This window comes from Nitrososphaera viennensis EN76, assembly GCF_000698785.1.
GTDB lineage: Archaea > Thermoproteota > Nitrososphaeria > Nitrososphaerales > Nitrososphaeraceae > Nitrososphaera > Nitrososphaera viennensis.
The window spans coordinates 2314054-2325882 of record NZ_CP007536.1 but is presented as its reverse complement, the minus strand read 5'-3'; the positions used below and the strand labels follow the sequence as shown (position 1 = coordinate 2325882).

Annotated in this window: 15 protein-coding genes and 1 tRNA gene; 5 read left to right on the top strand and 11 right to left on the bottom strand. The window is 51.3% G+C overall.

Features of this window, described 5'->3' with window-relative positions; all coding sequences use genetic code 11:
• Positions 1-26 precede the first annotated feature (26 nt).
• The 3 genes from NVIE_RS15645 (at position 27) to NVIE_RS13250 (ending at position 2902) form a co-directional block, all read left to right on the top strand.
• Positions 27-182, top strand: a complete 156-nt coding sequence (locus NVIE_RS15645; protein WP_158435246.1) for a hypothetical protein — start codon at positions 27-29, stop codon at positions 180-182.
• Between the two features lie 557 nt (positions 183-739).
• Positions 740-1075 (top strand): hypothetical protein, encoded by a 336-nt coding sequence (locus NVIE_RS13255; protein WP_075055684.1) that lies wholly within the window; start codon positions 740-742, stop codon positions 1073-1075.
• 324 nt (positions 1076-1399) lie between these two features.
• On the top strand, positions 1400-2902 hold the full coding sequence (locus tag NVIE_RS13250; RefSeq protein ID WP_075055683.1) for a hypothetical protein: 1503 nt from the start codon (positions 1400-1402) through the stop codon (positions 2900-2902).
• A gap of 60 nt (positions 2903-2962) precedes the next feature.
• Here the strand turns inward: NVIE_RS13250 and NVIE_RS13245 are convergent, their stop codons facing one another.
• The gene (locus tag NVIE_RS13245; RefSeq protein ID WP_075055682.1) at positions 2963-3130 is read right to left on the bottom strand and encodes a 50S ribosomal protein L40e; all 168 of its coding nucleotides are present in this window, start codon (positions 3128-3130) and stop codon (positions 2963-2965) included.
• Positions 3131-3333: 203 nt separating this feature from the next.
• Here NVIE_RS13245 and NVIE_RS13240 point away from each other — a divergent pair, with 203 nt between their 5' ends.
• Positions 3334-3705 (top strand): hypothetical protein, encoded by a 372-nt coding sequence (locus NVIE_RS13240; RefSeq protein WP_075055681.1) that lies wholly within the window; start codon positions 3334-3336, stop codon positions 3703-3705.
• 294 nt (positions 3706-3999) lie between these two features.
• Here NVIE_RS13240 and NVIE_RS14990 read toward each other — a convergent pair whose 3' ends face one another.
• The 4 genes from NVIE_RS14990 to NVIE_RS13225 form a co-directional block, all read right to left on the bottom strand.
• Positions 4000-4206 (bottom strand): hypothetical protein, encoded by a 207-nt coding sequence (locus tag NVIE_RS14990; protein WP_144239750.1) that lies wholly within the window; start codon positions 4204-4206, stop codon positions 4000-4002.
• Between the two features lie 231 nt (positions 4207-4437).
• Positions 4438-5301, bottom strand: coding sequence for a class I SAM-dependent methyltransferase (locus NVIE_RS13235; RefSeq protein ID WP_075055680.1), 864 nt, complete (start codon positions 5299-5301; stop codon positions 4438-4440).
• A gap of 159 nt (positions 5302-5460) precedes the next feature.
• Entirely contained in the window at positions 5461-5709 is a 249-nt protein-coding gene (locus NVIE_RS13230; RefSeq protein ID WP_075055679.1) for a hypothetical protein, read from the bottom strand.
• A gap of 17 nt (positions 5710-5726) precedes the next feature.
• Positions 5727-6521, bottom strand: coding sequence for a hypothetical protein (locus NVIE_RS13225; RefSeq protein WP_144239749.1), 795 nt, complete (start codon positions 6519-6521; stop codon positions 5727-5729).
• Between the two features lie 134 nt (positions 6522-6655).
• On the opposite strand from NVIE_RS13225, the gene NVIE_RS13220 reads away from it, so the two are divergent.
• Positions 6656-7261 (top strand): TetR/AcrR family transcriptional regulator, encoded by a 606-nt coding sequence (locus tag NVIE_RS13220; protein WP_075055677.1) that lies wholly within the window; start codon positions 6656-6658, stop codon positions 7259-7261.
• Between the two features lie 169 nt (positions 7262-7430).
• Here the strand turns inward: NVIE_RS13220 and NVIE_RS13215 are convergent.
• From NVIE_RS13215 to NVIE_RS13190, 6 genes are all read right to left on the bottom strand, one after another.
• Positions 7431-7526, bottom strand: a tRNA-Lys gene (locus NVIE_RS13215).
• Between the two features lie 73 nt (positions 7527-7599).
• Positions 7600-8193 (bottom strand): SRPBCC family protein, encoded by a 594-nt coding sequence (locus tag NVIE_RS13210; protein ID WP_075055676.1) that lies wholly within the window; start codon positions 8191-8193, stop codon positions 7600-7602.
• A 192-nt stretch (positions 8194-8385) separates the two neighbouring features.
• Positions 8386-9336, bottom strand: a complete 951-nt coding sequence (locus NVIE_RS13205; protein ID WP_075055675.1) for an iron-containing alcohol dehydrogenase — start codon at positions 9334-9336, stop codon at positions 8386-8388.
• Between the two features lie 29 nt (positions 9337-9365).
• Positions 9366-10439: a hypothetical protein gene (locus NVIE_RS13200; protein WP_144239748.1), complete on the bottom strand. Its 1074-nt coding sequence runs from the start codon at positions 10437-10439 to the stop codon at positions 9366-9368.
• A gap of 49 nt (positions 10440-10488) precedes the next feature.
• A complete protein-coding gene (locus tag NVIE_RS13195) occupies positions 10489-10968 on the bottom strand; it encodes a COX15/CtaA family protein (RefSeq protein ID WP_227717385.1) in 480 nt (159 codons plus the stop codon).
• 1 nt (position 10969) lies between these two features.
• Positions 10970-11818 (bottom strand): cupredoxin domain-containing protein, encoded by an 849-nt coding sequence (locus NVIE_RS13190; RefSeq protein ID WP_144239747.1) that lies wholly within the window; start codon positions 11816-11818, stop codon positions 10970-10972.
• Positions 11819-11829 lie beyond the last annotated feature (11 nt).

The window sequence follows — 11829 nt, the reverse complement described above, 5'->3', positions numbered from 1 at the left end:
AAATCATGAATGTCATTATTACGTCCATGACAAACCCGGACGACGACCTGTACGCTCAGCTTGGCTTGCTTGGAATGAATGTAGAGTTTTTCAAGCAGACCAGGCCTTCAAGGGAGCAGCTGTCAGAATTGCTCACAAAGGCAACAGAGCTGACAAGAAGATACGGCGGCGACGATGTATAGCTATCGTGATAATCACACGTCTCATTGATCTAGGGAAATGCAGGGTTGAGGCTGCTGCTGAAGGGCAGCAGTAGTAGTAGCAGGTACGAAAAGCGGGCCGGCTGCCAGCGCCATCAACCCCAGCCCAGTAGTGAGATTTTACACTGCATGACGCACACACACGCACATTCTTTAACAGCCAGATATTATCTTTCTAGACGGCAAAAGGCATGTTTAGCCTTGAGGTTTCAGGAAAAAGAAAAGACCCAGAGTACTGCTCATATCCCTTGTACCGATAATTTTGGGGGGGGGCGACGCAAAAGATGACGAAGACGGGTTCATGCAGCAGAGCTGTGAGGATTGGCACCCAACTATCGCAGATTATTGGCTCATGTGCTTGATTGGTTGCCCGGCCGAGCTTGCATGGACTGCATAGATGGTCATTTCTTCCACAAATGTCGAGTGAAAACCTTAGTTATGGCAAGATCTGCTGAAAATCAATTATCCTGTTCTCTGTTGAAGAATTCTCAAGTTACCCTTCTCAACGCTTTAAAACATTGGCTGCAAGATAACGCAAGATGTCGAATAACAACAACATCATCAAAAACAAAGCGGCATTGCTATCAATGCTGATAGCAAGTGCCGCACTGGCATCATTTGCCTTTGTCATGCCTGCCAATGCGTTTGCCGCCGGCGACGGTGGGAACGGTGGTAATGGCGGAAATGGAGGGGACGGTGGCGATAGTCACGGTTCCGGCAATGCTGGCGATGAAGGAAATGGAGGAAACGGTGGTAATGGCGGCAACGGAGGCGACGGAGGCAGCAGCGACGAAGAAGAAGAGGAAGAGGAGAACTGGAAGTACGACGACTACGTATACGACGATGAATGCGGCTGCTGGGACCCTACAGCATAATAAAGAAAGAGAGTGACGTTCTCCCCTCTTTCTTTTTTTCTTAACCTTAACTATCGCGGTCTCAAGTGTATGTTCGCGTGTCGATAGACCCGTTCATAAGAGGAAACGCGAAAGGGATTCTCGTCTTTGGCCTTGCCATGACAGTGTTTTTGCCATAGTGTTGTACATCATTTTCGCAATTCTGCCGAACCTGCAAAAGCCATAATCAGCCACAGTATAAAATGATTCAAAACCAGGCGACAGAAATCACCAGTCCAATGATACTATACTGGAAGATAGACTGATATCCGAGTTCAGGGATTCCATTGAGAGATAGATCAGTTATTGCTCGGGCATCTGCTGCGTATAGTTCTTCATAGCCGCGGGTTTGGCAGGCTCTTTGTCCTACTCATTTTTTTCTTCTTTCTGCTGTCGTCACAGTTTGTTGGTGCTGCTAACTTTGGCAAGGCCTTTGCCGACGGCGGAGATCGGAAGGAGATTAATGCGTCCCTGAAAGGAAGGGACGGAAAACTGCTGGTCAGGATAAGCCCGCCCGTCTTGACAAGCGAAAACATCCAGGATGCCTCAATTATGTTCAGACTGTACGATGCAAACACGAATGAAACCATCAAGTTCACATCCTTGTTCTTGTCGGTCCTAAAAGACGGCAAGCAGTTGCTTGCCCCAGACTTGTTTCATTCTCGGGAAGGCATCCTCAGGCTCAAGATACAGCCGTCCCCCGGCGAGCCTGTCATCTATGCAAACAAGGAACCCCACCTGGATGCGTGGGAAGCCGACCAGGCTGGAGTGATCAACCTCAGGGCGCCGATCCTGCTTGAAGGAGGGCTTTATCAAATCCATGTGGAAGTATTCGGGATAGATTCGCCGCTGAACATATTTGAGCAGGACAGCATCCCGAAATTTGACGTCTACCTCAGCGTCGGGGACATCCACAGCCAGGCCGTGCAGTACAATCACAAGGACTACAACATGACCGTAATCTCGTACTATGACGAGGTGACAGACCTTTCACTCGACCAAGGCAAGAAGGAACTGGCCTGGCGCATGCCTTTCAACTACAACATCACGAGGATAAAGAACGAGCCAGACATTTTCATACACGAGGAAGTCAGGATCCCCCGTAATTTTACAGAGCTGGCAGATGGAATGCGCTTTGCCGGTTCTGTCGATGGAATGGAGCTTGGAGCATCCTCGTTAGCAGTCGACCCTTATTCATCCGGTTCGGAACTCATAGTACACTTTTTGATAAACAAGGCTCAGATCATACAGCTCGTTGAGCAAAGCCCGCAGATAAACAACAAGCAGGGCACAATGAAGTTCAGCTTGTCGCCCGATGCAGATATTGTGGAGACATCGACCAGGCTGTTCACCGACACGGGCAGTGTGATCGTGTCGCTCGACTGGAATCCTGACCAGCTGGCTGCAGGCAAAGATATCGAACTGGGACTGAAATTCTATGATCAGTTCACAGGCAATCCAGTGGCCGACGACGTAAAATACGACCTCATGATCCTGGATCAGAACGGAAGCCAGGTTACAATGAGGGAGAACATTATCGCAAAGGGCGGAAACGATACCGAAACGCTCGTGTTCCCGGAAAACGCGGAATACCACCTGGAAATATACGTTAAAGAGATTCAAGATCCGGCAGCAGGCTCTGGCGCTCCCGACTCGAGCCGGGCCGGAAGAGCGATCGGAGTCGTCGTGGTTCCGGAGCTTGGCACCTCGCTGGCCATGATCCTGGCAGCAGCGTCAATAGCAGGAGTAATCGCATTGATGAGAAGCTTTGTCCAGTCATCATCGACGATGAACAGGAACAAGTGGTAGTATAGGTGCGGCAATATCCAAGAAAGATTTCAATGATTGCGACAGTTCCATCATCTCATACTACTTCTTTGCGCCTAGCGTCCTGTTTTTGAGCCTCATCTGGTGGCTATGGCATTTCCTGCATCTTTTTGCACTGATATCGTTCTTGGCACTACACCTGAAGCATATCTTGAAATACAGCCTGCGATGCTGGGCGATCTGTTTTTTGAAGGGGTCGGTAATGGGCATCTTCTCTCACATACACCCTCTTGCATTATTAGAGCAAGTTATCACTTTAAGGAGTTACAATGTGTCAGTTCATCCAGCGGCAGTGGCATCATCCGTGTCCAGAGACAGACAAGCAGGCTGCCGATATTATTAGTATAGAAAGATTTTCAGTAAAGACTAAACGGCATGAGTGCTTTTGAGGGACAACGAAATGTCTGCAATCCATGATAATAGCAGCAGCAACTTCAGGCTTGCTTGGATTGACGCTTGTCAGGATTGGAGGAATCCTTGCCCTTGTCTTTCCAGCAATAATGCTGGTTTTAATGGGCAGCCTGGGGCCAGGAGGCATATTCCCCGCAGGGTTTGTGCCTGCCGGATTTCTGGCTATATTCTTTGGAATAGTGGTTGTCGGCGCGGCCATGGGAATACTGGCATTCAAGTTCAGAAGCGACATAATTGCCGGCAAGGGCGAGCGGACAGTCCATACGATCATCCTCGGCGCGGTCATGTTTTTCCCGGGTTCCAACATTGCAGGAGCGCTTGTCGCAATAGGCGGATACCTTTGCTATTCCTCTGTAAACAACAAGAATCGATAATCTCCGCGCGCTCGATGTCCACGACGGTTTGACTGTCAACTCTCTGTGATGCGCATCAGCATGTGTATGTGCAAGATTGTCGAGAAACGCCGCCTTTTTTGCAAGAATACTTAACAGTGATGAATGTGCAAATACTGCTGCAAATGTCGCACCTATCCTACGACCGCGCATTGATTAGTGCAATGCAAAACTATTACGGAATAAACGACGTGCACGCCTTGACGAGCTTTTTCAAAGCGGCTGGTCTTGTCAAGGATGACGGAGGTTGATTCCGTAGACCCCCCTATTTTTTTGTCACTTGAAATTCGTTGGTTCGCTGCCGCAGATGTGAGATCTACTGATGCTACATCTATTTTCTTTTAGCAGGATCTCGTGCCTTTCTGATCTTATTACCTGACCCGTAAATGGGTCTCTTTCGATAAGCTCGCAATCTGTTGTTGTTATCCTTTTGTCAAGTTTTCCGCGCCCCTCTCCTCCACGCACCTTTCTCTGCAGTGCCATATGCTCTACAAAAGTCGATTTGACGAAATAAATCGCGTGCTCAATCTTTTTTTCATTCCCAGTTGGTTTTCTCCGAATCACCTTTCTTTACAGTTTTTTCTTCCGGAATGAAGAAAGGACTCAATGTACTGTAGCGCTTGCGTCTCGGTTAGTTGATCACGGATGAAATTTTACATCCGGCGACTACGATGCAACAGAACCAGGCAGATTATCCCTCTCTAGAGCACCAGCCTATCGCTTTGCCGATACGTATATCACTTCATTCGTGAAATTGACGCTTCCAGTGGCAGGGTCAGAGTATTTCCTTGAAGCGCCTACTACTTTATTCCAGATTTCCTCCTGCCTTGCAGGCGGCAATCCTGCCATCATGGCCGTAAGCGGAGCGGCCGTACTTCGGACGAAATCCACGTATTCCTCGGCAGAGGGCAGTCTGAAATTCATCGTATTGCTCTCTATGCGGATGTCCTGAAATCCGGCCTGCTCGAATCTTTCGCGCAGAAGGTTCGTATCTGCCAGGTTGAAAGGCCCGGGTGTGCCCGGTGGCGGAGGAGGAGTGCCAGTCTCCTTCATCACGATTTCAAGGGGCAGGAGGAATGAAGGGACTTTCTGGGGGCTCGACCAGACTGCTGCGGCTATTCGCCCATCCGGGACAAGTGCTTCCCTCATAGTTTTCAACGCATTTGGAAGGTCAGGCATAAACATCAGTCCAAATCTGGAAACAATGGCGTTGAACCTCTGGGAAGGGAGGTGGAAGGATTCTGCGTCGCCCTCTTCAAATTCTATGATGTTTGCCAGCCCGATTTCCTTTGCCCTCTCTCTTGCGATGGCAAGCATCCCCGGGGAAAGATCGATTGCAGTCACCTTCCCGCCAGAGCCGACCTTTCTTGCCGCAGTGACAGCAGGCTCTCCTGTTCCTGTTGCAACATCCAGTACATGATTGCCTTGCTGGATTCTTGCAAGTTCGATCAGTCTGTCAGATACTACCTGTCCACTCTCTTCAATAATCTTCCACCACTTTTTCCACCCTTCTGCAACGCTATCCCACCCCTGGCGTTGTGCTGACTTGAACTTTTGCGGGTCAAACGCACCACTCATAAAGTGTAGGAACGGCGCAATCGTATAAAAAAATGCCCGTCAAATTCTGAAGATAGATCGTCAGAATGGATTATGCAGCGGGATTCGAACATACTGCATATAGAAGGGTTCGGCTGCCAAAGCCCTAAACTTTATCATGTCTTGATATAGCAGCGCCTGTCACGATATTATCACTCGAGCCTGCGGCTTTTCTATCATCTTTGCTCCCATTATTGCGCCAACGACGCCTGCAAGCGCGCTTGGTACAGCCGTCATACCGATGACCTGCCAAAGCGTGGCAGACATGCTTGGCAGGATGTCAGCGATGGATGCATTAGGCTGATGTAAGATTTCTGCAAACGCCATTGGAAGCATGGGATAGTTAAAGACATAGAATGTAATGCCAATCAGGGCTCCTGCAATCATCATCCCAGTCCGGGGGCGCACTACTTTATGGATCGCAACGTCTGCTCCAACAATGGCTGGAATGATGGCGAGCAATTGCCAGGGAAGGAATGACCCCAAGAATTGGATGCCGGAACAATGTTTGCAAGCACGTTCATGCTGATTACAACGCCTGCAACCGCAGTCGCTGCGCCCAGCTTGCCTATGGTCCGGGCTGAAACCAGAAATATCATTGCGCTCATAAATGGAAGGACGGTAGTTGCAATCACTATGGCGGCCGCCGGGTCAGGGTTGAACGTAAAGTTCTGGCCGTTTGAAAGAGGCAGCACAAAGAAAAAGATGTACCAGATGGATGAAAACCAGAGGGCTGCAAACGCCGGGACCAGCGCGGTTTTGGCCAACCTTTGATTCCTCTTTGATTCTATGTGCGGCAGAATCCTTGCAAGGCCGACCACGGCTGCAATAGTACCAATCAAGATGCCCGTTGCAAGCGACAAGTGAGGCGGGCTCATAAGACCGTCGACACCAAAGACTGAATGCCACATAAAGTCGCCGGGCCCAGAGACGAGTTGGATGGCTGCTCCTATTATCAATAATTTAAAGGCAGTGTAAAATGACCTGCTGCGGATTTCTTGCTTATTTTTTAGAAAAACTACCAAGCCGATGGCTGCTGCAATTGCGGTCAGGCCTGTGCCTGTATAAAGCATCGCATGAGACGGAGTGAAAAACGTTTCTGGCTGCCTCAGGATATGAGATGTGATGTCCCAGCTGGCACCGCCTATCTGCAGGATTCCGCCAGTGGTAGCCACGAGTAATGCCGTCAGTAGGACGTTCATGCGAGAAGTGGACAACTTCAACGACATGGCAGTTAATGCGATGCTGCCATTAATAAATATGACTGACTGGTCAGTCATATTTATTAAGTAAAGGGTTTTACATTACAAATACCCAATGAGAAATAACAAGTACGATGCGAACAAAAGCTACTTCGCAGTATAGGGCAGAGCTCAAGGAAAGGATCATCCAGTCAGCAGTCGAGAACTTTGCCAGGAACGGGTTTGACAAAACAAGAATGGAAGATATTGCCGCATCGTCCGGGTTGGCCAAGGGCACACTATACCTTTATTTCAAGAGCAAGGAAGACCTCTTTTTTGCATTATGTGAATACAACCTGGAACAATTGAGAAATCAGCTATCCAGATCATTCAACAAGAAAGAGAACATTATGTCAGATGCCGAGAGGTTTTATGATGAATACCAGAGGGCAAGTCTGGGCGGCGACATGATATGGTTTGAAATGATTGCACTGTCCACGCGCAACCCAAAGTTAAGGAAAATACTGGCTGAATATCAGAACAAGGTATACCAAGCTGTAAAAGAATTTCTAAAGGCCCAGATTGAGAGAGGCTTTTTCAGAAAAGATATCGACGTCGATACTATTGCCGCAGGCCTCATGGCCCTCTACAATGGCCTGGCGACAAACAAGTTGCTATTACAAACGAGCAATTCTGAAAGCCAAAGAGTATGGACTGAAACAATAAGGGCGATAATAGGGGCAGCGGCGAGTAAGCGATAATACAATTGGAAATGGTTTCTGATTTGGCCGAAGGTCGGCTGTTGTATTGGCTTCAGAGCAATTTCAATTGCTGGTATTCAGACTGATGGCAATTTTGTCCATTGCTCCCAAGAGAGGCAAGATATACTTGTGTACTCTAGTTTACACTGTACAGGTGCCAAGGATAAAGCGGGTTCGGTGGGATTCGGACCCACGACATTTTAACCCAGTGAAATACACTGATTGGTTAAGAGCCAAACGCTCTACCTGGCTGAGCTACGAACCCGCGAAATCAATCGTGTAAAATGCGTTATTTAAACGTAAAAGAAGAAGAGAGAAGAGAAGAAAAGGAAAAAAGATCAGGCCGTCTTGGCCAGAGCTTCCTGCCTGTCCTTGATGATCTTGACTATAGCTTCAGAGACAGAGCAGTTCATCTCCATCTTTTCCTTGATGATGTGCCTGTACGCATCAAGGGTGATATAGACTGGAATGGAGCCGGTGCCTTCAAGCAGCGCCTTTACGCGGAGCAGGCCGTTTTCCATGCCGCGCTCGGCGATCTTGCTCAGCTTGACCTTGTCGAGGAATCCGCCCAGCGGGCCCATCGGCATGTCATAGTCGACTTCAAGCGTGACGTTGGACTTGCGCTCGCCCAGCTCGTCAAACGTGACTGCAATCTGCCACCTCTTGAACGGGCCTTCTATCATCTTGGCCACGATCTTTTTCAGCGGGATGTACTCGATGGTCTCGCAGTCCCATTCGAGCCTCTTGCCGTCAAAATCTCCGTTGATCCTAAAAATTGTCCCTACGCCAAAGCCGTTCTTTACCTCCACTGGCACGACGTTCAGACCCATGTTCTCGGGGAACTGGTCTGCCATGTGCTCCGGCCTCGCAAAATAAGTGAACACCTCGTTGACTGGAGCGTTGATTTCCATGCTCTTCTTTATAACAGTCATTAGGAAAGGAACTCTGGCATTCTGAATTTAAAGGTTTTGGGCTATGCGGAACACGTACGCGACGGCGATCTGGAAACTCGCGACCGCTGCCGGCATACATAAAAGAATTAATGGAAAAATGAAAGTTCCACTGGAAGCACGCCCCCCTCCCCTCCGAATTGCGTACCTAGAAAAGGAGCAAGTCCCCGCAGCCTAGGCCAGCGGGTTCGTATTCACTATCTCGTCAAGGCACTTGATGACGTCCTGCTTGCTGACAGGAATAGGGTTGTTGTCCAGGTGGCCCCTGTCAGGCATGATGACGTCGGCTGCCGCGTCAAGCGGCTGCTTCAATTTCAATGGCTCGAACTTGAACTTTTGCGCTATCTCCTTGAAGCGCTTGTAGTACGGCGAGTTGTTGAACTTGTGCGCAACCGTGGTGCACGAGGAGAGCGCATAGCCGTGCGGCACGCCTTCATTGGAAAAGACGTACGAGAGTGCGTGCCCAAGCGTTGTTGACGAGTTGCCAAAGCCGATGCCGGAGAGCATGGCGCCGTACGGGAGCAGGTGGTGCTTGTCGTTCATTATCGCGTCGTAGAGGATGTCAAAGGCCTCCCTGCAAAAGAACTGCGTGAACGGGTTTCCGGCCTTGCTGTCATAGCCTTCAGACGCCTGGGCAGCCGCGTCGCACGCAGAGTTGCGCAGGATGTTAAACGGAGTGCCGGGCAAAAAGTACGGGTCCACTATTGCCGCGTCTGCCAAAAACGCCTCGTCCTGCAGGAGCTTTTTCTTGTGCTCAAAGCTGATAACCGCGTACGTGGTCATCTCCGCGCCCGTACCAAACGTCGTCGGAATAAGGATCTTGGGGATGCCTGTCAGTTTTGATAGGTACTTGCAGACATCCATCGAGCTTCCGCCGCCAAGGCCGATGTAGGCGCCGATCTCCCTGCCCTCGTACTGCTTCTTGATGGCCTCTATCGCCTCAATCGACGGGTCCGGCGTCACCTTGTCGTACACCTCGTAGTTCTTGATTCCCATGTAGTCGAGCCACTTGTTGTAAATGTCGGGCGTCGTGGTGGTTATCACAAGGGAGTTCTTGGGATACTGGAATTCTTTTGCAGCGTTCTCGCCGAAGGCTATTTTCCTCGGCATCATTACTTTCCACATATGAGTGGTTATGTCAAGTCATAGGGGTTTTATGTTTTACTGGGTGTCTCGGCAAGGTAGCCTGCAAGCCTGCGCTTTTCAATCCGCATGAGGTAGAGTATGCCCACCACCAGTATCGCTTCCGCGGATTTTGCAAGTATGCCTGCAAGGTCGACGTCTTCGGGCACGTTGTTTGGCGACAGCGGCGGCGGGAAGATGACCGCATAGGTGTACAGCCCGAGGAGCACGCCGGTCCCAAGCAGCCCAAAGAGGTTTGCCGCAACCGTCTTTCTGTAGTACTGGCGCGGGCTTGCCCTGGACTCTTCTGCGCCGACCATGGTGATGAGTATGTACATCAGGCCGTACGAGACCTGCATGGCGCCGGCGACTATCAGAAATATGCTGTATTCCAGCCGGAGCGAGGCGTGCTCCGAGTAGATGGCAAAGTGCACGAGGCCGCCGGCTATGGCAAGGAGCAGGATGCCCCACTTCACAAACTCTTCCGACGAGTTGGCATGGAGCTGCTTCCTCTTGCGCCTGTAGACGAGGCCAAGGACAGCCCCTATTATGGCGAGGGGGAACAGGACGGACGCGAGCAGGGCGGCGTTCCATATCTCGCCAAAGTTGTTCGAGATGGCCGCGTTAAAGACCGCCCTGTCGCAGTTGCAGCCAGAAGTGCTGGAGAGGGTGGCCCTTGGCGGGTCGACCCCGTTGAGGTTGCTGATCGGGCCGGTTGCCACTGACAGCACTATCTGGTAATAGCCGAGATCAGGAAAAGTGTAAAAGACCTGAAAGTCGCCCGTGTCCTGCTTGGTCCACGGAAACGCAGCGAGCCGTTCGCCGGTCGCCCCGGAATAGACCTCGACCATGGCGACGATGTCCTTGGTGTCCCGGCCGTCCAGGTCCTGCACGCTGAACTGGATGGCAGCAGGCTCGCCCGGCTTGGCGTAATCCGGGTCCAGCTGCTCGTACGCGTAATAGGGACCTACCCCGTCGCCCTTGGCGTTATAGTGCCCAAAATGCTCAAAGTGGGCATACGCTTTTTGCGTCGCTTGCGACGACATGGCGGCAAAAAGCATCATCACTGCCGCAGCCACCGCAAGTGCGAGGGCGTACGTGCGCATCAAAAATCAAATCTACCTTTTCCCGTATAAACCATTGTGTGTATGCGCGCTAGGAGGAAGCAGGAGGTTGTTGTTGCTTGCTCGCCTCTTCCAGGGCCTTGTCCTGCGCCTTTATCTTCCAGGCATAGACCGTCGTCATCAGGACCATGGAGAACAGCACAAGCCCAAGCGCAAGGTGGGCCGTGACGAGTATCGAGTGGAGCCGCTCTACTATTACTATTGCGCCAAGCGTTATCTGGCCTATCACAGCGCCTGCCGCTATTATCGACGCAATCTTCATCCCTTTTGGCGCCTGCTTTGACCTGAGCACAAAAGCCATCGTGATGACTACGAGGGCGCCGGTGGTAGCCGCGACCGTCCTGTGGATGTACTCGACGTAAAAGTCGTATGCGGGCACGAATCCCTGCGGGCAGAGCGGCCAGTCGGGGCAACTCAGGCCGACTCCAGTTGCGCTGACATAGCCGCCTATGAAAATAAGAGAAAAGAGGACGGCAAGCGTCCCAAACGACAGCGCCGGCAGCAGAGTCACATCAGGTCACGTTCAACTTGCCCGTCATGAACGGATGGACTATGCAGTAGTAGTCGTGAGCGCCCGCTTCAATAGCCGACGTGTCGATGGTGGCTGTCGCTCCCGGCTCGATGAGGCTGGTGTCAAAGGCCTTGCCACTGTTAGGATCTGAGGCCCCAGTGCCAGAAGTCGCGGTGTGTATTGCAGAGTCGTCGTTGACAACTGTCAGCTTGTCACCCTTTTTGACATCTATCGAGTCGGGGTCATAGGACGGTTGTCCCTGATTTTGCGCTCCAGCGGGTATGTGGATTGTCGGGCCGGCCGCAGCTCCGCCTCCAGAGGCGCCGCCGCCTGCCGCAGCCTCTACGATCGTGATCTTGCCCGTCATGTACGGGTGCAATTGGCAGTGGTAGTCAAACGAGTCGCCGACCTTGGCTCCCGAAATATCAATCTCTTTGGATTTTGCTCCAGGGTCTATCAGGCCGGTGTCAAAGGCCTTGCCACTGTTAGGATCTGAGGCTCCAGTGCCAGAAGTCGCGGTGTGTATGGCGTTGTCCGCGTTGTTCCACACCACCTTGTTGCCAAGTGGAACCTCTGCAGCGTCAGGGTCATAGTCCGGCGCACCCTGCACCGACGAGCCTGACAGTATTGTTATCTCAGTCACGCCGGCGGCAGTCGGGGGTGGCGGAGTAGGAGTCGGTTTTGTCATCAGCGCCACAGGAGGCGGGTTTGCGATCATGTCGTCAAACAGGTACAGCAATAGGCCGCCAGCAATAGCAAGGGTAATGCCTACGATTGCAATCCCCCTTGCCATGCGTGCAGGGGTTGTCCTCAGCACTGGTTCCGAGTCGTGTTCATGTTCGTGGCTCATCTGCACATATC